Source organism: Marinomonas atlantica (assembly GCF_001639725.1).
GTDB classification, from domain to species: Bacteria; Pseudomonadota; Gammaproteobacteria; order Pseudomonadales; family Marinomonadaceae; genus Marinomonas; species Marinomonas atlantica.
Window position 1 is genome coordinate 91,842 of sequence record NZ_LTAW01000008.1, and the last position, 22,535, is coordinate 114,376.

General features: G+C 44.4%; 21 protein-coding genes. 10 read left to right on the forward strand and 11 right to left on the reverse strand.

Annotated features, from left to right (window positions below; genetic code table 11):
- Nucleotides 1–15: 15 nt before the first annotated feature.
- Both AYW75_RS14875 and amaB read right to left on the reverse strand, forming a co-directional pair.
- Nucleotides 16–1,287, reverse strand: a complete 1,272-nt coding sequence (locus AYW75_RS14875; protein ID WP_067101002.1) for an NAD(P)/FAD-dependent oxidoreductase — start codon at nt 1,285–1,287, stop codon at nt 16–18.
- Nucleotides 1,288–1,388: 101 nt separating this feature from the next.
- Entirely contained in the window at nt 1,389–2,933 is a 1,545-nt protein-coding gene (gene amaB, locus AYW75_RS14880; RefSeq protein WP_067101005.1) for an L-piperidine-6-carboxylate dehydrogenase, read from the reverse strand.
- Between the two features lie 172 nt (nt 2,934–3,105).
- Here amaB and AYW75_RS14885 point away from each other — a divergent pair, with 172 nt between their 5' ends.
- Nucleotides 3,106–3,960, forward strand: coding sequence for a LysR family transcriptional regulator (locus AYW75_RS14885; RefSeq protein WP_067038464.1), 855 nt, complete (start codon nt 3,106–3,108; stop codon nt 3,958–3,960).
- Between the two features lie 120 nt (nt 3,961–4,080).
- The gene (locus tag AYW75_RS14890) at nt 4,081–4,887 is read left to right on the forward strand and encodes a DUF1338 domain-containing protein (RefSeq protein ID WP_067101008.1); all 807 of its coding nucleotides are present in this window, start codon (nt 4,081–4,083) and stop codon (nt 4,885–4,887) included.
- An 18-nt stretch (nt 4,888–4,905) separates the two neighbouring features.
- Here AYW75_RS14890 and AYW75_RS14895 read toward each other — a convergent pair whose 3' ends face one another.
- Nucleotides 4,906–5,538, reverse strand: a complete 633-nt coding sequence (locus AYW75_RS14895; RefSeq protein WP_067101010.1) for a hypothetical protein — start codon at nt 5,536–5,538, stop codon at nt 4,906–4,908.
- A 98-nt stretch (nt 5,539–5,636) separates the two neighbouring features.
- Here AYW75_RS14895 and AYW75_RS14900 point away from each other — a divergent pair, with 98 nt between their 5' ends.
- From AYW75_RS14900 to AYW75_RS19140, 4 genes are all read left to right on the forward strand, one after another.
- Nucleotides 5,637–6,053, forward strand: a complete 417-nt coding sequence (locus tag AYW75_RS14900) for a rhodanese-like domain-containing protein (protein ID WP_067101013.1) — start codon at nt 5,637–5,639, stop codon at nt 6,051–6,053.
- A gap of 14 nt (nt 6,054–6,067) precedes the next feature.
- Nucleotides 6,068–6,325 (forward strand): glutaredoxin 3, encoded by a 258-nt coding sequence (gene grxC / locus AYW75_RS14905; RefSeq protein WP_067101016.1) that lies wholly within the window; start codon nt 6,068–6,070, stop codon nt 6,323–6,325.
- An 18-nt stretch (nt 6,326–6,343) separates the two neighbouring features.
- Nucleotides 6,344–6,805, forward strand: coding sequence for a protein-export chaperone SecB (gene secB / locus AYW75_RS14910; protein WP_067101019.1), 462 nt, complete (start codon nt 6,344–6,346; stop codon nt 6,803–6,805).
- 358 nt (nt 6,806–7,163) lie between these two features.
- Complete coding sequence (locus AYW75_RS19140) at nt 7,164–7,286, forward strand: hypothetical protein (protein WP_269447795.1); 123 nt, start codon at nt 7,164–7,166, stop codon at nt 7,284–7,286.
- Nucleotides 7,287–7,396: 110 nt separating this feature from the next.
- Here the strand turns inward: AYW75_RS19140 and pobA are convergent, their stop codons facing one another.
- Nucleotides 7,397–8,599, reverse strand: a complete 1,203-nt coding sequence (gene pobA, locus AYW75_RS14920; protein ID WP_067101024.1) for a 4-hydroxybenzoate 3-monooxygenase — start codon at nt 8,597–8,599, stop codon at nt 7,397–7,399.
- A gap of 245 nt (nt 8,600–8,844) precedes the next feature.
- Between pobA and AYW75_RS14925 the strand changes: the two genes are divergently transcribed.
- The 4 genes from AYW75_RS14925 to AYW75_RS14935 all read left to right on the forward strand — a co-directional run bounded on the left by AYW75_RS14925 (nt 8,845) and on the right by AYW75_RS14935 (nt 12,940).
- Nucleotides 8,845–9,696 (forward strand): helix-turn-helix domain-containing protein, encoded by an 852-nt coding sequence (locus AYW75_RS14925; RefSeq protein ID WP_067101027.1) that lies wholly within the window; start codon nt 8,845–8,847, stop codon nt 9,694–9,696.
- A 152-nt stretch (nt 9,697–9,848) separates the two neighbouring features.
- Nucleotides 9,849–10,022: an RSP_7527 family protein gene (locus tag AYW75_RS18815; RefSeq protein ID WP_156490869.1), complete on the forward strand. Its 174-nt coding sequence runs from the start codon at nt 9,849–9,851 to the stop codon at nt 10,020–10,022.
- A 249-nt stretch (nt 10,023–10,271) separates the two neighbouring features.
- Nucleotides 10,272–12,059, forward strand: a complete 1,788-nt coding sequence (locus AYW75_RS14930; RefSeq protein ID WP_067101030.1) for a GGDEF domain-containing protein — start codon at nt 10,272–10,274, stop codon at nt 12,057–12,059.
- Between the two features lie 83 nt (nt 12,060–12,142).
- Nucleotides 12,143–12,940 (forward strand): UDP-2,3-diacylglucosamine diphosphatase, encoded by a 798-nt coding sequence (locus AYW75_RS14935; RefSeq protein ID WP_067101033.1) that lies wholly within the window; start codon nt 12,143–12,145, stop codon nt 12,938–12,940.
- Between the two features lie 24 nt (nt 12,941–12,964).
- Here the strand turns inward: AYW75_RS14935 and AYW75_RS14940 are convergent, their stop codons facing one another.
- From AYW75_RS14940 to AYW75_RS14970, 7 genes are all read right to left on the reverse strand, one after another.
- The gene (locus tag AYW75_RS14940; RefSeq protein ID WP_067101036.1) at nt 12,965–13,645 is read right to left on the reverse strand and encodes an exonuclease domain-containing protein; all 681 of its coding nucleotides are present in this window, start codon (nt 13,643–13,645) and stop codon (nt 12,965–12,967) included.
- Nucleotide 13,646: 1 nt separating this feature from the next.
- A complete protein-coding gene (locus tag AYW75_RS14945; RefSeq protein WP_067101039.1) occupies nt 13,647–15,512 on the reverse strand; it encodes a DUF294 nucleotidyltransferase-like domain-containing protein in 1,866 nt (621 codons plus the stop codon).
- 138 nt (nt 15,513–15,650) lie between these two features.
- A complete protein-coding gene (locus AYW75_RS14950) occupies nt 15,651–16,430 on the reverse strand; it encodes a diguanylate cyclase (RefSeq protein WP_067101042.1) in 780 nt (259 codons plus the stop codon).
- Nucleotides 16,427–16,804, reverse strand: a complete 378-nt coding sequence (gene siaC / locus AYW75_RS14955; RefSeq protein ID WP_067101045.1) for a biofilm regulation phosphoprotein SiaC — start codon at nt 16,802–16,804, stop codon at nt 16,427–16,429. Before siaC ends, AYW75_RS14950 begins: the two co-directional genes overlap by 4 nt.
- A 10-nt stretch (nt 16,805–16,814) precedes the next feature.
- Nucleotides 16,815–17,351 carry a biofilm regulation protein kinase SiaB gene (gene siaB, locus AYW75_RS14960; RefSeq protein ID WP_067101048.1) on the reverse strand — a complete coding sequence of 179 codons (537 nt, stop codon included), beginning with the start codon at nt 17,349–17,351 and terminating at the stop codon, nt 16,815–16,817.
- Nucleotide 17,352: 1 nt separating this feature from the next.
- Nucleotides 17,353–19,359, reverse strand: a complete 2,007-nt coding sequence (siaA, locus tag AYW75_RS14965; RefSeq protein ID WP_067101051.1) for a biofilm regulation protein phosphatase SiaA — start codon at nt 19,357–19,359, stop codon at nt 17,353–17,355.
- Nucleotides 19,360–19,384: 25 nt separating this feature from the next.
- The gene (locus AYW75_RS14970) at nt 19,385–22,354 is read right to left on the reverse strand and encodes a bifunctional diguanylate cyclase/phosphodiesterase (protein WP_067101054.1); all 2,970 of its coding nucleotides are present in this window, start codon (nt 22,352–22,354) and stop codon (nt 19,385–19,387) included.
- Between the last annotated feature and the right edge of the window lie 181 nt (nt 22,355–22,535).

The following is a 22,535-nucleotide window of genomic DNA, read 5'->3' on the forward strand; positions in this document are numbered from 1 at the left end:
TTGCATTCCGTTAGGCTATTTCAATAGGTGCGCGGATTGCCCGTAATGATAGCCATGAGCCCCCACTTCGTAGAACATTCGCTTAACTTCGCGCAAAGGAATATCGCGTAATGTTGTCATGGGTACCGACAAATTGTCACGGTGTCCAGCAAACCATTCTGCCAGCTCTTTACCAACCACCGTTCCTGGCCCAATCCCTCGACCACTATAACCTGCAATACTAAACAAACCTCGCTGTAGTTGTTGGCAGTGTGGCAAATGATCTTCGCTATAAGCGATCTTGCCCGTCCACGAAAACTCCCACTCCACTTTATTAAGTATTGGCCAAAGCTCTTTCAGACGTTGCGAGGCCCAGCTTGCATGATAGTGTGATTCTCCTCCCATACCACCAAAGACCAAACGCCCTTGTTGATCCATACGGAACGAGCTCATGACAGTGCAAGTATCCCAGCAACCCTCTTTGTTAGGTAGAACCGTACTTAATTGCTGGTCTGACAATGGTTTCGTCGCCAACTGACTGTAAAAAATAGGTACAAATTTACGCGCTTGGTCTTTCACACCGTATTCGCCATAAGCGTTCGTCGCCAGTATGACACGGTCAGCTTTTAGATGACCTTGAGCCGTTTTAACGTTCCATAAGTCACCTTCCGGTACAATATTTTCTACCGGTGAATGATCAAATAGTTGTGCGCCTTCTTTTAATGCTGCGCGAGCTAAGCCTCGGGCATAAGCTAGCGGCTGAATCGTTCCAGCTCTAGGATCAAACAACGCGGCATTGAATTTCTCTGAACCTATACGCTCTTGTGCCTCTGCAGCGGATAATAATTCTACTGGTGCTCCACGACGTTGCATTTGCTCACAGCGACGCTGAAGTTGTGTTAGGCCCAACTTGCCTACGCCACAATGCAATGTGCCATGTCGAGTTGCTTCACATTCAATGCCGTACTCTTCAATCAGGCCATACACGTAACTGGGCGCCACGGCCAATGCATCATATAAGGTACGTCCCGCTTCAGCGCCTAGCTGTCGATCCAACTCATCAGGCTCTAGCCATAACCCAGCATTGGCTAAGCCGACATTTCGTCCAGACCCACCAAAGCCAATTTCTTCGGCCTCGACCAGCGCGACACTTATACCCAGTTTCGCTAAATGCAACGCCGCAGATAATCCAGTAAATCCACCACCTACGATGGCGACATCTACCGTCAGTTCTTGATCAAGCATCGGTAACTCTGGCGCAGTTGGGGCACTGGCACGCCATAAAGAATCACAAGGCTGCATCAACATAGAGACGAACTCCTATAACGCAAAAAGATAAAAAGACTTATTCGAAAATCAAAAAAGGCGAGCAAAGACTCGCCTTTTTTACAGAGTGGGGAACGCTTCGATTATTCGAAAACAATACCCTGAGCCAGTGGTAAATCACCACCGTAGTTGACTGTGTTAGTGGTACGGCGCATGTAGTTGCGCCATGCATCAGAGCCTGATTCACGACCACCACCGGTCTCTTTTTCACCGCCAAACGCACCACCAATCTCAGCACCAGAAGTACCGATATTGACATTGGCAATACCACAATCTGAACCGTCAGGAGACATAAACATTTCAGCTTCACGCATGCTTTCAGTGAACACTGCAGAAGACAAGCCTTGTGGCACTTCGTTTTGAATGTCGATGGCTTCTTCGAAAGTTTTGTATGTCAACACGTACATAATAGGAGCGAAGGTTTCTTCGTGAACAATCGGTGCATCATGAGCAATGCGAACAATCGCAGGTTTCACATAGAAACCACCTGCTGGTACGCCTTCTGTTACGCGTTCACCACCACATACAACCTCACCACCTTGTGCTTTAGCCGCTTCCAACGCACTTTGCATACGAGCAAAGCTGCCTTCGTCGATCAGCGGCCCAACTAGATTTCCGTCTTCTAATGGGTTACCAATACGCAATGTGCCGTACGATTTCGCTACACGTTCAACCAAACCATCTACGACTGACTCATGAGTGATTAAGCGACGAAGTGTTGTACAACGCTGACCAGCCGTACCCGCTGCAGAAAATACGATTGCACGTAATGCAAGATCTAGATCCGCCGTATCGGATACGATCATGGCATTGTTGCCACCTAGCTCTAATAAAGAACGACCAAGACGACCAGCTACTGTTTTCGCAACTGCTACGCCCATTGCAGTAGAACCTGTTGCAGAAACAAGTGGGAACACAGGACTCGCTGAAATCGCTTCACCTAAATCACGACCACCGATCATTACACTGACCGAAGCTTTTGGAATATCTGGCATATCAGCAATCACGTTTTGCGCAATTTTATACATTGCCAATGCACATAACGGCGCTTTTTCAGAAGGTTTAAGCAGAATAGGATCGCCACACACTAGACCTAACATAGCGTTCCACGCCCATACTGCCATCGGGAAGTTAAAAGCGGTAATTACTGCGACTGGGCCAAGTGGGTGCCATTGCTCCATCATTCGGTGACCAGGACGTTCAGAGACAATAGACAAACCATGCAACATGCGTGATTGACCAACCGCAAAGTCACATACGTCAATCCACTCTTGAACTTCTCCCAATGCCTCTGGAAGAATTTTGCCAGCTTCTAATGAGATAACTTGCGCCAATTCTGTCTTGTATTTACGTGCTTCTTCACCAATACGGCGCACTAACTCACCGCGACGAGGAGCTGGAATAGAACGCAATGTTTTAAAAGCATCTTGCAGCTGAGCGTTAACGTCTTCTAGCTGTGCTGGCGTTGCATTGTTAAAAGTAGACAGCGCCGCTCCATCAATAGGGCTGTGCGCAGAAAAAGCACTGCCTTCACCCAAAGACACTGAGTTACCTGTTAATACGCTGTAAAAGGTCTCGCCTTGTTTTAGGCTGTTAATACCCAGTGTTTCTAAGCACGTTAATGTCATGGTTTATCCCCATCTATTTCATCAAGTAAATTTAAATTGCATCAAGCAAGTTTGAAATCACTCTACCCACTAGATGTATTGATGAGAAATATTGATTTTATGGATATGGTATAGGTTTAGCCTATAATAAAGGTCGTTTGTCTTATAAACCAATCAGATCAAGGAGCCTAATGTGGACATTCGCTCACTGCGATATTTTATCGCGGTTTTTGAAGAACGCAGTTTAAGTGCCGCAGCCAAGCGCTGTTTTGTCGCTCAGCCCTCTATTTCAACAACATTAGCGCAACTTGAAGGAGACCTAGGCACTCAGCTTTTTGTACGCCATTCGAAAGGTGTGATTCCTACAGACAGCGGTGCTCAGTTATACCCTCATGCCTGTCGCATGGTGAATGAGATGAATGCTATGCGCAGTATGTTTGTCGATTCCCATGCACCGCTTGAAGTCTCGATTGCTTTAACACCTTTTCTTTCAGGCGCTTTAGTCAGTCAAGTACTGAAGACTTTGTTAGATGAAATCCCTGGTCTCACCTTCAGCTTAGTGGATGCATCTGAGGAAGCAGATTTACGTTTTACTTGCGATAGTTTTGTTACCGACAACGATGTGTTCTATCAATTATGGGAAGACAACTATGTGATTGCGATGATCAATGATCACTGGCTGACTGAGTTTGCTTCTCTATCGATTAAACAAATCGACAAATTGGCATTCATTTCACGCCGCCCATGCGACATACAAGAATCGTGGAATTACTTGCTACAAAAACAAGGCATTAGCATGGATATTCGAGCTCAAGTAAAAACCGAAGAATACGCTCTTGATCTCGTTGCCGCAGGACTGGGGATATCGCTGATACCTGAGCATTCGCTTAGAGGAAGGCAAGATGTCACCATACGACCGATTAATGATGTCGCACTTAAACGCGTTGTCGGCATTGCTCACAACAAAGGTATTAATCTTCCTGCGCATTTAATCAACACAATTTTGTCAATGAAGCCCCTCATGAACAACAAAACCGCAGCCATTTAAGCCAACGCATGAATTTTATGCATCAATAGATGTCATTTTACCTTTTGCGTTGCTGAATCACTCCTCTTACATTGAACCCTATAGAGCGACTCTAGCCAACCAAATACGAAGGAGTAACATATGCCAGTCGATCAGTTTTTTGCATCATTATGGGACACTTATACTGAGGTAGCTCCTCAAGCCCAGCGCATTCAAGCATTGTTTGAACAGCAAGGTGAACAGGTCATCAATGACCACATTGCGTTTCGTACTTTTGCCAACTCGCCTATCGCTCTTGAAAAACTTGAGCCCGTTTTAGAAAGTCTAGGTTACCAAGCCTATGGTGCATTTCGTTTTGACAGCAAACATTTGAAAGCACGTTGCTACAAACATGAAAGCCAAGAAAATGCCCCTAAAATTTTCTTGTCAGAGCTGTTAACAGAAGAACTGCCTGAAGAATGCCAAACCATCATTGATCGTCTGGTTGCACAAATCCCAAGTGATGTTGTTAAAGGCCCTGAGATTTTCTGGTCTAAATGTCTTTGGCAGCCCATCGCAGAACAAGATTACTTAACGCTGGTTGAACACAGTGAATACGCCGCGTGGTTAAGTACTATGGGTATGCAAGCTAATCACTTTACTGTCAGCATCAACCACCTAACCAAAACGCCGACCATTGAACAGGTCAATCAACTACTAATGGATGAAGGCTATACGCTGAATCAAACAGGTGGGTTGGTGAAAGGTTCACCTGAACTGTTTTTAGAACAGTCTTCAACCATGGCAGACAAAGTGACGTTTACATTTTCAGGCGGTGAAACGCGCGTTATTCCTAGCTGCTTCTACGAATTTGCTTTACGTCACAAGCAACCTGACGGCAAACTGTTTGATAGCTTTATCGAAGGCAACGCCGATAAGATCTTTGATTCAACGAATGCATCAAGCTAGATCTATTTAAGTACCGCGTTAGTTTAAACGCGGTACTTTTGCTTGCAACTCCAACGTCAACGAAGCTTGTGCCAGCACTTCTCCAGCATAATAAAACACTTGTAGCGTGATCGGCGTATCAGGACTACTTGGGCTTAAATCCATAGTATCTTGACCTTCAATATACAAGTTGCCTTCTTCGTTCCAAATCACATTAAGCACAATCTCTTGTCCTGTCGCACTCATTAGGCGCCACTGAGCTTCCTCTGAACGGTATAGCGTTAAAGGTTCCGCATAATAAATATGTTGTTGTGCATCTCGGATATTCACTGCCATTAACACTGCAAGGTCACCTGTAGAAGGCTGTTGCTTACGCTCAACTAACACTTGATCCAACTTTGAAATCGCAGCTTTAGCCACGCTAATATTGTGCTGATTCTGCTCCGCGATCGCTTTCTGACCTGCCTCGGCCGTGCTAATTAACGGCGCACCCTGCTGCAAGGTTGGAATGATATGTGCTCGCTGCCAAAGTCGATCAAGCAAGGTGGCCAACTCGACCTGCTGCTGATCACGCGTTTGTTTAACAGCTGACTTTGTTTCTATACTACTGCAGGCAATTAGGCTGCTGATAAAAAGAATGCAACATAATGCCTTTAAACTGTTATAAAACACTGCTTTCACTCCATTTTTGCTCTACTGGTTTGCTAGTATGTACCCTTTACCCTCACCGTGTATAATGCTTCGCAGTTTTTTGACAGGCTTGAACCGATATGATGAACCAACTAATAGAATTTTCTTTGAACCATTGGGAAATGGTAGCGGTCTTTATTGCCATCGCTGCTACTGTGATTTTTATAGAAACCCGAGGGGGTGCTCGCACCGTGACTCCCGCCGCAGCGACCAATTTAATCAACGATAAAGAAGCGGTTGTCGTCGACATTCGTCCAGCAAACGAGTTTCGTACAGGCCACTTAACTGGCTCAATCAATATTCCTTCTGCAAAACTAAAAGATTCATCCGATACCCTAGAAAAATACAAATCATCCCCCATTATCTTAGTATGTAAAAATGGGATGACGGCTGGCTCTAGTTCTAAAGAGCTGATTAAGTCGGGATTTGATGTCTACAAGCTTCAAGGCGGCATCACTGAATGGCAGAGTGCTGGTCTACCACTTGTTAAAAAATAATTAAGAGGTCCGCAATGGCAAATGTCACTATTTATTCAAGCAACTATTGCCCATTTTGCTTCCGTGCAAAACAACTGTTGCAACACAAGCAAGCGGACTTCAGTGAAATCTGTGTCGACGGCGACCATACTTCACGTCAACAAATGAAGGAAAAAAGCGGTCGCCACACGGTACCGCAAATCTGGATTGGCGAGCGTCATGTAGGGGGTTGCGACGACCTATTTGCTCTCGACAATGCTGGCGAGCTTGATGCTCTGCTTGCTTCTAACTAAACAAACCAAGGAACTATCATGGCTGAAGAAAACCAAGCTCAACCACAACTGCAAATTCAACGTATCTTCCTAAAAGATATATCGTTCGAATCTCCTCGCTCTCCACTTGTATTCCAAGAAGAGTGGAAGCCAGAAGTAGGCCTTGAGCTAAACACTAAAAGCCGTCAAGTTGGTGAGAACCTTTACGAAGTTGTTTTAGACATCACTGTTAACGTTAAAAACAACGATGAACCTGCCTACCTAGTACAAGTTTTACAAGGTGGCTTATTCACGATTGCTGGCTTTGAAGAGCGCCAACTACATCACGCTCTTGGCGCATTCTGCCCTGGCACATTGTTCCCTTACGCACGTGAAGCGATTGACTCTGTTATCACGAAGGGTAGTTTCAACCCAGTGATGCTTGCACCAATTAACTTTGATGCACTGTACCTAGAAAACCTACAGCAGCAACAAAACGAAACAGCGGAAGCGACTCAATAATCGCCACTGCCAAGGTTACAAATTAAAAATCCGATTAAGGCAACTTAATCGGATTTTTTTATGGGAATTTATAAGTCGTTGCCCAAGCAAGTCGAACCTTACAAAAGGGATGATTCAGTCTTGATTAAGAACACATGCTTTGGATTCGCGCTGACGGTCGCGGAGCGACATTGCGCAAGCGAATACAATGCATGGATTCTCCTTTCCACAAAGATTGAAGTAGAGCAAAATTGGGTGATGCTGAGGTTGTGATATCGCTTCCCCAAACAGGGTCGGGTCGTACTGGAGGGGAATAGTTGCTACCATCATCAGGTACTATCATTATCGAGGCGTTTGTTTGGCCTCAGCAGGAACGCTTATGGCTAAGAAAAAACGTAAACCTTGTCCCTACTGCATGAAGATGCGCTGGATGCTGTTGTATTTGGTTTGCATGGGCATGATTGGTATGCTGTTTTTACAAGAATTTCTAAATAAAAACTGAGCATTACCAACCATGACTATGCTTGTTGAAAAACCAACAAGTTATGCACATTCCATCGCAACCGTTTGACGATGACCGGCTTCTTTAATCGCTACCTTCCGGCTACACCACTACTTGATTTGTTCATAAGGTAAACCAACGTATTGCATGGCAATCACGCGACGACCTTCTTCATTATCGGTGTAGAAGTTCAATTCAGATTCCATAAAGCGTGAGAAGGTCTGGGAATCTGTACCGTTAACTTCCACATCACCAAAGTCGTGCATCATATTGGTCATCCACCAAGAAAAACGCTCTCCGTGCCAAACACGACGCAAGCAGACTTCTGAATATTGATTGATGCAGTCTCGATCACCGTCTTGGTACACTCTTGTCAAGATTTTATAAAGTGTCGCTACGTCAGACGCCGCTAAGTTTAAGCCTTTCGCGCCTGTAGGCGGTACGATGTGCGCGGCATCTCCGACTAAGAACATGTTGCCATATTGCATGGGCTCACAGACAAAGGAACGCAGTGGTGCAATGCTTTTCTCAATGCTTGGTCCAGTTTCCATGGAAGCGGCCACATCCGTCGGTAATCGACGTTTTAATTCGCTCCAAAACGCGTCATCACTCCACTGTTCTATTTTATCCGTCAGAGGCACTTGAAGGTAGTAGCGTGAACGAGTCGCCGATCGCATGCTGGCTAGGGCAAAACCTCGATCGGTTTTACAGTAGATCAACTCATCGTGGGCAGGCTTGGTATCGGATAGTAAACCTAGCCACCCAAATGGATACACTCGCTCGTGCTCGGTTTTGACGTCATCAGGAATGGTTTTACGTGACACACCATGGAAGCCATCACAGCCAGCAATAAACTCACAATCTAAACGAACCGATTCACCGTCTTTTTCAAATGTGACATACGGCGCATCGGTTTTCACATCATTCAACTGTACATTGCTGGCTTCATAGACTGTGGTTTGACCTGACGCTTGACGAGCCTCCATAAGGTCACGCGTCACTTCTGTTTGACCATACACCATGACGGTATCACCCCCAGTCAGTTCATCTAGAGCGATGCGTACACGCTTGTCGTTGAATGCCAATTCCACCCCCGTGTGCACCTCACCTTCACGGTCCATTCGTTCAGACACACCGGCTTCGTGGAGTAGCTCGACCATACCTTGCTCCAGTACGCCAGCGCGGATACGCCCTAACACGTATTCACCACTGACGCGCTCCACAATAATATTGTCGATGCCTTGCTTCGCCAGTAATTGCCCCAGTAATAAACCTGAAGGTCCCGCACCAATTATCGCTACTTGTGTTTTCATGACTTTTTACCTGTATTATTTTTGTTCGTTATCATTTCTCAATCACTTAATAATGGACAAGTAAGAACAAAATAATCAGGAACTTTCAGGACAATAAATTGTACTTTTCGGACAGGCAGAGCTTTAATAAAAAGTATAAAAATAGCGTAATTTAAAGACATAAAAACCAAATAAAACGCTTTTTAGAGGTTTTTAAGTGCATTATTGGTTTTTGGCAATGACATTAATTTTTCAGTAGAAACATTATGAATCAGACAATTCCGCAGTTCGGTTTATACGGTGAGGGACGCTGGATCGATCATCCAGACTTTGTTCACATAGAAGATATTGCCGCACGCAGTAGCCATTTGGGTTGGCATATAAAAGCACATCAACACACTCAATTAGTGCAACTGCTGTTACTGAAAAGTGGCTCGGTGCAACTACAACTAGATACCCAAACCCGTTTCCTAGAAGGCTGCTGGGGGATCATTATTCCTCCTGGGACCGTGCATAGCTTTCGGTTTGCCCCTCAAACAGATGGACGTGTGCTATCTATCTCAGATGCGCTACTAGGAGATGAATATGCCAATAGTGCCTTTGTGACTACGTCGGGTTGCCTTAATTTCAATGGGGACGCTGAAGAGTTTAGTCACTTGTGGCAACTGATTACGTTACTGGAACATGAATTTCATCATGTGAAAGATCATAAAAATACGCTTATTGAGCATTTACTAAAAGCCATACTGATATTTGTCGAGCGACACCACACAGTTAACGTTGCCCAACGACAAACCCAAGACGAACTCACATTGCAGCGCTTGAAAAGTCTCGTGAATAACCATCTTACGGATCATTGGAAATTAACGGACTATGCAACACAGCTCAATGTGTCGGATAAAAAGCTCAACCGGCTCACCCAACACGCTTTTGGCAAGACCGTTATACAACTCACACACGAGCATTTATTAATGGAGGCCAAACGTCATCTAATCTATACCCAGAAATCGGTTGAACAAATTGCGTACGACTTAGGCTTCAAAGACCCCGGATATTTCTCACGATTTTTTAAACGCTGTGAAAACATCACACCTGGGCAGTACAGACAGCAACTCTAGCACTCCAAAAAACCTAAATAATTGATTATTAAACAATAAAAACAAATGGTTAGTTTTTTTCATCTATCTACTGAAAATTGATCGTTTGTTTATTAAGTGGCCAGTGATTACTATTTAATCATCTTAAAGCCAATACTTTTCTGGAGAAAACTATGAACAACTCATTCGATCACTTAGATACAGAATACTATGTAGAACGTGCTTACCAGCTGCGTAGTGAATACGTTGCCGCCGCTGTAAAGTCTCTTGTTGCCCGCATCAAGTCTGCTCTAACTTCTGGCAAACGTTCAACTTCTGCACCCTTACAAGGTAACCCAGTTCACTAAGTTTGGCGTCCTTGATTGGCATTTTTGCCAATATTCGTTACTGATCGCAACAGTAAAAACAAAAATACGATCAGCATAACGAAGCCCCTCTCATGTACTAATCTAATATCATTTTGCCCTATATCAAACCTTCCTTTATTTACACTTAGTTTTTAGATCAATCCCTGCACTACAAAAACCTGTCATATATCTGTCATCATTTGTTCATATCATAGCGACATATTCTTGGCACAAAGTGGCGGCACGGACATGCAACTAGACAGCTCATCATTACTTAATAAGGTTTTAGAAGAAGGCCTAATAACGCCTCTATTTCAACCGATTTATGATCTAACTTCAGGCCATATTTTTGGCTATGAAGCGCTGTCTCGTGGCCCAAAAGACACTGAGCTGTTTGCCCCAGACGTTTTATTTCCATTTGCTCAAGCACAAGGGCGATTACACGAACTCGAGCTTTTGTGCCGTGAACGTGCCATCTCACGTTTTGTCGAACTTCAACTTCCAGGCCAACTTTTTCTTAATGTCAGCGCCTCTCTACTGAGCTCTCCAGACCATCAAAAAGGCATGACATTATCCATTTTGAAAGACCTTGGGTTAAATCAAAATAACATTGTTATTGAACTCTCTGAAAAGCACCCCTACGATCAAAATGGTCTTACCCATCAAAGTGTCGAGCATTATCGTGAAATGGGGTTTCAGGTCGCTATAGACGACTTGGGGGCTGGTTACTCTGGACTTCGTCTCTGGTCTGAAGTTAGACCCGATATTGTAAAGCTCGACAAACACTTTATTGAAGGCATCGACCGCGATGAGGTTAAGCGTGAGTTTGTTCGATCCATCATTAGCATTTCTCAGCGATTACGATGTGCTTTGGTGGCCGAAGGGATTGAGCATAAAGAAGAGCTAGATCAATTACTTGAGTTGGGCGTACGCTTTGGACAAGGTTTCTTTTTACAACACCCTAGTCCATTACCGAATACAGAACCTCATGAGTATTTGCTTAATCATGTAACGAAGCGCAATAAATTCCACGCTCAACAAGGAGAAACCGTACAATCATTAAATCGAGAATCAGTTTTCGTTGAAAGCACCCGTCCTTTAAACGAAGTGGCAAAACTTTTCAAAAAAAACAAAAACATTTTCGCGCTGCCTGTTGTGGAAAATGGTAAACCGTTAGGGATTATTCGCCGACATGCATTACATGAGCTGTTTTCAACCCCCTATGGTCGTGCACTGTACGAAAACAAATCCGCGTTAGCAGTTACCTCTACAGATGTGCTGATTGTCGAAAGCAATGTATCCTTAGCCAGTGTTTCGACGATGTTTACTGATCAAGACACCGACTTGGTCAATAATGAAATCGTGATCGTACACGAAGGGCTATACTTTGGATTAGGACACTTAAAAGACTTACTGAAACGTATTACAGAGCTGAAGATTCAAAACGCGACTTACTCCAACCCCCTAACACTTTTGCCGGGTAACGTACCGATTAACCGTGAGATTGATCGACGCTTATTGGCTGAGCACGACTTCTATGTAGCGTATTTTGATTTAAACAACTTTAAACCGTTTAATGATTATTATGGCTACGCTAAAGGTGATGCCATAATCCAATTGGTCGGTAGTATTTTACGTAGTGTCGTAACCTCAGAAGAGAACTTCATTGGACATGTTGGCGGCGATGATTTTGTGGTCATCTTCCAAGAAGAAAACTGGTGTGATCAATGTCATATCATCCTTGAGCGATTCGCAGCAGAAGTGATTAAATTCTATAACCCTGCCGACCTTGATGAAGGTGGCATTTGGACTAAAAGTCGTGATGGCGATCATACTTTTTTTGATGTTCTAAGTTTGGCCATTGGTGTTGTGAACCCAAACCCAAAGGTATGTGATAGCCACCACTTCGTTGCAGAGTTAGCCGCTCAAGCCAAGAAATCAGCCAAGCAACGAGGTGGCAATCAAATATACCAACAACCCTACCAATACCACTACGACGATGACATTCCAGCTGAAGTCAATCGTTGTTGCGGCTAGATCTCATCAATTCGACATCTAGGCTTCACGAAAGCGTCACGTAACCTCTCTAGCCTAAAGCTATCAGCTAAAGAGGTTAGCCTATGAAGACTCAATTCCGCGCGGTTTTTATTTCAGATGTCCACCTTGGTACAAAAGCTTGCCAAGCGGAACACTTACTCGATTTTCTTCATAAAATAGAGACCGAAAACCTCTATTTGGTCGGAGACATTATCGACTTAATTGAAATGCGCAAACGCGCTTACTTCAACGATACGCAACAGCAAGTTGTACAACGAATTTTAGAGTTGGCAAAGCTAGGTACTAAGGTAACCTACATCCCTGGCAACCATGATGCATTCTTTCGTCAATTTTGCGGTCAAACTCTTTCAGGCGTTGCATTAGAGCAGCAAGCAATTCACACCACAGCAGATGGCCGTCGCTTTCTAGTTAGCCATGGGGATGAGTTTGATCAAATGGTAAAAGTCAGCCCATTTATGCTAGCAATTGGTGACAAAGTCCATGGATTAATGCTGTCTTTAAATCGCCATTTCAATCGCATTAGACGCGCCTTTGGACGACCTTACTGGTCTTTTGCAGGTTACCTCAAACAGCACGTCAGTAAAGCACAAGAGTTCATCACCCGCTTTGAAACCGCGGCGATCAAAACTGCACGAAATAAAAAACTAGATGGGTATATTGGTGGACATATCCATTTTGCACGCTTTCAACGTCAAGGTGATGTGTTGTACTGCAACGATGGGGATTGGGTAGAACACTGTACCGCACTAGTAGAGCATGAGGATGGCGAATTGCAGCTATTACATTGGTCAGAACAGCCTTGCTTCCTCGCCAGTGAACCCAGCCACGAAACACTTGGAACAACACCTTCCTTGGCTTAATAAATAAGGCTGTTTGGCTCGCGTTTAAGGCGCCTTATTATTGGATGATAAACGAGCTCGGCCACCGCCGATACGGACTAATTCCTGCAAGCTAGGCGCATGATCATTAAAATGCGCCACTTGCGCTAACAACAGCTCCGCGGTAGCCATGGCATCAGTGAGCGCATCGTGTCCAGGGTAGTCAGGTAAACCATAACGCTCACGGCAAGCAGGTAAGCGATAACCACCGTCACCAATGACTTCTTGAGCACGGCTGCGACGTTGCATTTCCACCTGCATGGTATCGATCCAATCAAATGCCAGCGCAGGCATGGGCTGAGTCTGCCAGAGGGATTTTAAAAAGCCCAATTCCAGTGGTGAGTAATGAACCACCAGTATCTTATCTTTCATAATCTGTCGTAAGTAACGCAGCACACTCTCATGACGACGCCCTTGCTCCATTACATCAGAGTCGGTAATCATATGTATTCCGACACTGACGTCATCAATCTCAGCAGAGTCTAATAATAAATGCTGAGCCGTATCCAGTTGAATCGCGCCATTTTCAATCAACACCCAGCCTAAACTAATTACCTGATGCTGCTTGGGATCCAACCCTGTGGTTTCCATATCTAACACGAAATAAGAATGCTCATACCAAGGCTTCGTTTGCTCTTCACGCCGCTCACGCCAGCTATCAATAGCTTGAAAAATACGCTTTGGCATCTTATGCATAACCTCTAGCAAAACGTTGCAAGGCAGCAGATTGCCCGTCTGCGATGATGGCAAACGTCGACTTTAAGTGTTTACGCTCTAGCGAACTTAGTTCAGACGGATCTAAATAAGCACTCGGCTCACCTGTGGTTTGCCAATGTTGACGCTGCGCTTGTAGGCGAAGCTCATTCAGCTCATCCCATGCGTCCATCAAGTTTCGGGCAATGTCCAACCCCATCAGTTTTTCCCGAGCGGCCTGTTCAAGACGATCTTTTGTCGCCACATGATAGCGCTTACAACCTAGCCCATAAATTCGGGCCAAATCATTAATCAATGCTAAGCCCTGATGCTTTAGATCTAATTGATGCTTGTGCTCACCTGAGGACTCGAGCAAAAAATTGCGGAAGAAACCAATTGGAGGTTTAGAGGCCGTAGCTGTTCGAGTTAAGGTGGCTAAAAACAGCGAGGTTTTGGCAACACGTGATTGCATATCTTGAATCAGTTCTGTTACACCGTTTTCATCACCGTAAACACAACGAATATCAAAGAAAATACTGGCGTTCAGTAAAGACGAAGGTGAGCTGGCTTCAACCCAATTGGCAAATGTTTGCTTCCAACCGTCCTGGGTCAAACGCCACTTCTTATTCGACGCCATAATGTCACCAGGACAACTGCGAATACCGCATTGTGCTAAGCCATCACAGATAAATTGGGCCAGTTTCGCGAAATACTGAGCTTGTTCGGATGTCGGCTCTTGGGACAACATCATGCCATTGTCTTGATCGCTGCCAAGCGATTGATCTTTACGAGCTTGTGAACCGAATACTAGGAACTGAAAAGCAAAAGGTGCTGCACCATATCGTTCGATGCCCAGCTCAATAATTCGTCGCGTTAAACTGTCACTGATTGCCGCAATAACGCTACCAATGTCTGTGGTTTTCATATCAGTCAGGATCAGATTTACAATCAAATTGTTCAACTGCTGACACACTTCTCGAAGACTGGTGATATCCGTCTGACGATTAATCTGATTGATAAGAAGTAATGGACTAAGTTCTTGATGCCTCAATAGATCTGCAGCTGTGATCATACCAACAGGCGTATGATCAGACTCGACAACAGGCAAGTGATGAATATTTTTTTCGCTCATCAAGGTCTGCGCGTGCATCACCAAACTTCTTGAATCAATCGAGGCTGGAGCATGCGTCATCACATCGCTAAGCGGTATGTCGGCTGATGCTCCGACGGCCAACACTCTTGAGCGTAAATCTCGGTCTGTGACAATGCCGACGAGTCTGTCTTTCTCCAATACTAGAATCGAACTGACACGAGCGTCAGTCATGACAGAGGCGGCTTGCTGCACGGTATCTGTAACACTTGCAGTAATTAGATTACGCGCCATGATTTGGCTAATCGAAGTGGAGAGCTGCAGTACCGGAGTGGCCAAATCTGTTGCGTGAGCTCGAGATAATTTACGCAGTCGACTGGTACGTGTATGAGCAAAAAACAATGCAAACTCTTCGCTTTCCTGCAGCAGCTCTTGAAAGCCATCTTTTTGAAAACGGTAGATAAGGCTGTCTTCTAACACAACGACTTGTAACCCGTCTGGGTTTTGCTCCAAGACACTGGATACACCAAAACAATCGCCATCGGCCAGCTTATCTACTAGCCCGCCTTTTGCTGAACGGATTTCACACGCACCGCGTCGAATCAGGTGCAGCGTAGCACGCGAACCTTCTAGATTAAGCTTCTCACCTTGCCTCGCATACGTGAGCTCGACGCCACCGAGTAGATGTTTTTGCTGTACGGATGTTAGACCTGAAAACGGAGGCGTACTGTCTATAAATTTTAGGACTTCTGGGATATCTATCGCTGCCATAAACCAAATACCTAATGTTATTTTTATGGTTTAAAGATACGTCGAGATATCCACAGTTACCACCATGGATGAAGATTTAATACCAAGGTATAAGGATTCAAGACAAGAACTCGGTAGATTTAGTCGCGCTTTGGCAATTTAGCTAAACACGACTTTGTCGCGGCCGCTGTCTTTGGCGCGATAAAGCGCATCATCGGCACGAGTAATCAATGAATCGGCTGAGTCACCGATTTGATAATGGGAGACTCCAATACTGACCGTAGTGCGAATTTTAGTGTGATCACCCGCTTCAAAATAGGCTTCTCGAATCACCTTCGTCAACTGCTTCAAGCAAGATTCAACTTCTGCATGCTCTACCTGAGAGAAGATCACAAGAAACTCTTCGCCTCCCCAGCGGGAAATATGCCCTGAATCACCCACCGTAAGTTCAATTAAGTTACCAACAGAGACTAAAACATCGTCACCGATTAAGTGGCCAAATTCATCATTAATACGTTTAAAATAATCAATATCAATCATCGCAAGACGCACCGACTCGGGGCGCATATCAAACTCCGCTTTTAAGCGCCGCAGCATTTTTCGACGATTCGGCAACCCTGTCAGAGCATCGATATAAGATGCTTGCTCTAGCTCAATGTTTGCTTCACGCAAAGCAGTTTGATAACGATCTGAAATACGGGTAATTTTATCTAATTGACGAAGATGCTTATCAAAGCGCTCACTCAACGTTTTCTTTTTCTGAATCATCATGTCCTGATAAGAATCAGACACTCGAATCAAATGCTCCATACGTGACCATTGATCTTGATTGTATTCCCATAGGGCTTCTAAAACGTCATGTAATGGATGTTCTTGATGGGCCTCATCTGCGAGAGCCGCCAAAACACGCTGTTCGAGTTCTTTGATATTGTGCTTCATTCTTGGCCTATGATATTAAACGCAAAGCTACAATCTTCCTTAAATTCTTCTGCTAGCTCTGCAACACGCTCATTATCCACGTCATAACGCCAGTTAACCGTGACATCACGACCCTTTTGGTGATGTTCTTCAAGCTCATCAAAAATGTCCATCAGGACCTTAATGCTACTGGTATTCAAATACAGCAGTGCTAATTCAACCGTCATTGGTCGATCATTACTTTTAAGATAGGTTGTGACCCATGCCACCAATTCGGAGTAAAACTCAAACGAATTCTCGGGGTAAGAATCACCTTCCATATACACCACACCGCGATTACTATCGGTTTCAATCAAAGGTGTTGCCTGGGTGGAAACAATGTTTAAATCTTTCATGCTTTATTACTCAAATTTGCACACTTAAACTAAAATAACTGGTGCCGTTGTCTAGTAATTGAAGAGTTGGAACAACGGGTGCTGATGCTTTTCGAGCAATGTCAATTAACCCCAACCCCGCACCACTGGTCGCCCCAACATCTCTTGGCTTTCGCAGCTGTTCTTTGTAGATTTTTTTAAGCCCTACTTTATCTAATGCCGCTAGCATAACGACTTGATCCATCAATCTTTGACCGTCTTCTTGACGTACTATATTGCCCGCAGATACGTGATAATGCCCGTCACGGTAGCTTACAACTACCGTAGCAGTATCCGCACCTAACAGTTTTGAAGCCAAAGCGTAATGGCGAATATTTTGCGTTAGCTCAATGTATACAGCAAATACGTCTAATGCGTCGGCTGGTGATGCCTGCTCAGACTTCATGTAATTTCGCAATGCATTACCAATCTCTTCAATCAAGCTGCGTGAGATAGGACCATTGAAGCACAATAGAATCTTTTCATTATCAAAACGTTTACGTAAGTCGAACAGGTCCGGCACTGACATACTATTCTCCTCCTTCACTTGAATTATGCTCAAAGCGGAAAGACAACAAGGTGACATCATCACGCTGTGGTAAATCCCCCATGTATTCGTCCAATGCTTCTGCAAAACGTGTAGTCTGCTCAGACAAAGGAGATTGCGTATTCTCGACTAACAATTGCTCAAAACGTTTATTACCAAAACCGAAACTCTTCTCTCCTCCGGCTTGATCAAGGTAACCATCTGTCGTCATATAATAAGTCCAACCAGCAAGTGGTAAATCAACATTCTCATATTGGCCGAGTTTACGGTCGCCTAAGGCGCGCTTGTTGGCTGCATGCTTGACGACTGATGTACCGTCGCTTGCATATAAGGCAATTTTAGCACCACTAAAACGTAGCTGATCACCCTGATGGCGAATAAACACCAATCCGACGTCCGCATTGGTGGCGACTTGATGGCCAGTCGCCTCTTCATGCAACATTGACCGAACAGTCTGATCTATAGCATATAGCAGTTTAGCGGGATCAGCGATGCCTAATTCATTGATCGCCTTGTCTATCGCAGCTCGCATTAACATGGTCATCAAAGCACCAGGGACTCCATGTCCAGCGCAATCTACAATGCCTAATAAACACCCTTCATCATTGGTATGGAACACATAAAAATCACCGCCAACGATATCGCGTGGACGCCATACTACACTATGGTGAGCACCCAAGAATTGCTGCATTTGTCGGTCTGGTAATATGGCTCGTTGGATTAGACTGGCGTAATCAATCGAGTCACCTATCTTGCGGTTTGCCGCTTTAATTTGAGCATTACTTTGCTCAAGTTCATAAGTCCGCTCTTTTACACGAGATTCTAACTCAGCAGTATGACTCTCTACCTGCTGCGCCATCAAATTAAAAGTACGGCTTAGGTCACCAATTTCATCATCGTATCTGACTGGTAAGCGGACTTCGTAAGAGCCTTGAGAGATCGCTTTCGCAGACATTTGTAAATGACGCAGAGGCTGTAATACTAAGCGATCCACCGCAAAACCAAATAACAACAGAACAATGGCGAGTAACAGAGCAAAAACCACCCCAACACCCATAATCAAGTCGGTATTCAGCAAGCGAACTTCATCGAGATTCACACTGGTCGCGACCAGCCAATTCAGATCCGGCATATAGCGTATGGATAAGATAAAATCTTCCCCACCCATACGAAGTTTTAATGTTTCAACTTGTCTATTCTGCTTCGCTTGAATAATACTTTTTTGCAACGCTTTAATATCGTTATCGCTATCGACTAAGCTGTATAAACTTTGTTCATCCTCTGCACTTGCAATACCGTCGATAGCAATTAAATCGGTGTTCGAGTGGGCTTCAATTTGGAGCGTATCTGCATTGATGACAAATGGCTGCACACCTGGCTGCGGTGACGAAGCAAAACTATCAATAAAACGCCCCAGCTCAAACCCTGTCCCAGCGATACCTAGAAATGTCTCTTCATCTCGGACTAGGACGTTAATCCAAATTTTCGTTTTATTTAGATACTCGTTTAAATCGATGTTTATGTAATAGGGCTGAGTCTGTTCTCGAGTTAAAAAATACCATTTATTAGATTCCATCTGCTCGTCAAGGTAATACTGGGAGTCACCGTCAATTGGCAACAGATCATCATAGTAATAATACGCTAAGCTTTTATCAGCAACAAAGAAGACGGCACCGTCTTCAAAAGCGGACTGAAAATGCTCAACATCTTGCAGAGCCTGCGCTTTAAGAACTGTATTTTCAGGCTCTTTAAACCACCGTTGCAGTGTACTCAGTTCGGCAAAACGACGTGCCAAGGCGAGTTCACGGGCCATGGGCGTGAGTATTTTTTGGTAGTTAAGCTCGGTAAAATTTTCCGCATACGCTTTAGCTGAATACTGACGTCCCTCGGCGACAACATACCAGCCCAACGATAGCGCCAATACAGATGCCACAGCGCCTGCTAATAACAGCACTACCAGTGATTTCCACCTTAATCCCCAACGAGCCACTCTATACCCTTCTAAGTAATGACGTTCAATCCGCGCTACGGTAGAGCAAGATCAAGTCTTCTATTGTCATTGGTCTAGCCAAACCAAAACCTTGAAATAAGTCACACCCTTGCTCTTTCAGCCAGTCAAACTGAGCAGAGGTTTCCACGCCTTCGGCAATAACTTCCATGCCTAAGTTATGCCCAAGGCTGATGATCGATTCAGCAAGTGAAGCATTTTTCGCGCCTTTATCAATGTTGGCGACGAAAGATTGGTCGATCTTCAATTGGTCAATTGGCAATCGGTGTAAATAGCTCAGCGATGAATAGCCCGTACCAAAGTCATCAAGTGATATCAGTACACCTAACGCTTTTAAGGCTTCCATTTTACTAATGATATCTTGTTGGTCATGTGCCAGCATGCTTTCTGTTAATTCAAGCTGTAATGCAGAAGGTGGCGTCTGATATTCATTAAGTATGCTCTCAACTTGTTGTACAAACCCTTCCTGGGCAAACTGCACCGCACTCACATTGACAGAAAAAACAAAGTTCTCCATTGGCTTATCTTTGTTCCATTTCGATAGCCATTGGCAAGCTTGCCTTAATACCCAATCACCAATCGATAATATAAGACGAGATTCTTCTGCCAACGGAATGAAGGCTGCCGGCGATACCGGACCACGCTCTGGATGAAACCAGCGTAACAGGCCTTCGGCACCTATCATAAACTTCTTTGCATCCCATTGAGGTTGAACATATAACGCAAGCTCTTCATTCTCTAACGCATGTCTTAGGTCATTTTCCAACTGCACACGTTCCAGTACACGCTCTTGCATGCCTTGCTTATAAAAATAGAAACCGGATCGACCAGACGATTTCGCTTCATACATTGCCAGCTCTGCTTGCTTGATCACATCCAACGGATCGCTGCATGTCTCATCAAACAAAGCGATTCCGAAACTGGCCGCCACTTGGTAATCCACAGAGTTTATCGTGAATGGTCGCTCAAGTGATCGCATCAATTTACCTGCGACCTGACTCGCACGATAAGCCATGCGGTCGGGATTAGCTGAAACATCTGCGGGCTCCAACATCACCAGGAATTCATCACCACCAAATCGAGCCACGATGTCTTTTGTACGTATGGTATCTGATAAACGTGTTGCCACTTTTTGCAGCAACTGGTCACCTATGCTGTGCCCCCAGACATCATTTATGTCTTTAAAGTGGTCCAAATCAATAAATAAAACAGCGGCTTGAGATTGATGCAAGCCATAGTTTTCCAATAGGTCATTCATTTCTTCAAGCAAGAGTGTTCGATTCGCTAGTCGAGTTAGGCTGTCATAATAATGAAGTTGCTGTATTTTACGTTCAGAAGCTTTACGTTCTGAAATATCCTTAAACGTCGCAACAAAGTGACTCACCTGACCTAGGAGATCGTGTACTGTTGAAATACTCAGCCATTCAGGGTAAATCTCTCCATCTTTACGGCGATTCCAAACCTCTCCTTCCCAAGCGCCTTTCTGATCGAGGCTCTCAAACATTTCTTGATAAAATTCAGGATTGTGTTTTCCAGACTGTAAAATCGCTGGTGTCTGCCCTAACACTTCACTCTCGGTATACCCTGTTAGCTTTTGAAACGCCTTGTTCACTCGAATGATTCGGTTCTGACGGTCACTGATCAAAATTCCATCCTGTGTTTCAAACGCGGTAGCAGCAATACGCTGTTGCTGCTCGGCTTCCTGACGCAGTGATATATCTCGCAATAAAACAATAAAATGTCCTGCGCTGACTTCTTCGGAAAAAGAACGAAAGACAGCAGAAACTTCAAACCAAAGCGTTCTACTGTCAGACAGCAGCAAACTAAACAAAGCACCTCGATGACTGTTTGTTTTGCTGTGCCTTACTTCGCTAAACACAAGTTCTAAAGTTTGAGCGGCAGGCTCTGATAAATGTGCACTGAAGTGTTCACCTTGAACAAAAAACGCTTGGAGATCCGCTTCATCATTCGGCAAGCGCACCTCTAATACAACGCCATCAGCATTTAACTCAATTAATGGATCGGGGATCGCTTGCAGCGTACTACTTAGTCGATAATCAGACTGGTTGGCGTACTTAGTTTGTTCGGACAATAAATGCGTCAACATCTGCTTTTGTTGACGTAAACGTAGTGCCATAAATGCAAATCGAGCGACTAGCAATGCCAATGCTAGGCTTGCTAGTATATAGGTAACCAGCATATAAGAAGGGATCCAGCCTTCGGCTGGTGCAATCTCTAATCGCCACTTAACGCTTGGAAAACTTAGATCCATCGAGACTGGGTCGTTAATTAATTCAGCTCTGTCTTGTACAACTAGCAAAGGTTCATCTGTGTCGACTCGTTGCAGACTGTAAGCAAAGCCTTGTTCAGACAGTCCAATTTGATTAGTGCTTTTAAGTAGTGAGTCAATTCGTATCACGACGCTACTAAAGCCCCAAAACTTTTCTGGCCCTTCGTTTCGGTTTTCTAACATAATAGGGTAGCGCGCAATAAGGCCTTTACCTCCTTGCACCAAGTTTAGCGGACCTGACAGAATCGTTTTCTGTTGTTTCATGGCTAACCAAGCCTCAGTGCCTTGTTCAATATCCATTAACTGGTTAAAGCCAATAGCGCGCTCATTACCTTCTTTTGGATACACTTGCTTAACTATTCCACCGGGTGACAACGCAAAATTGTTCACTTCAGGATAAATACGATGCAATGATTGAGCGACGGGGGGAAACCAACGAGTAAAGCCGCCAAATTCATGAACAAGCGCTGCTAAGGTATAATTCGCAGACAGATTATGATCCAACACCTGTTTTAAATGATAAGCATAGGACTGAGCTACCGAAATAGCCTGCGTACGTTTCACCTTAGTCTGTTGTGACTGCCACGCATACGATGCACTTAAACCCAGAGCAAAAACTATGAGGAACACAATAACACTGAAACTGTAAGAACTTTGACTGGCCTTATTCGGGACAGAATCACTCATAAATATGTAGTCGCTTATTATTAATAAAATTTAGCCGTCCATGGACTACAGCATGACAACGTAGTGCTTATTTCCCTGAAAACACTTCATGCTCTACCCTGCTTTAGCATAGCAATGAAATCTATATTCAAACAAAACCTATTCTTCAAATTACCCAAATTGATCAATCGTCAGGCATCTA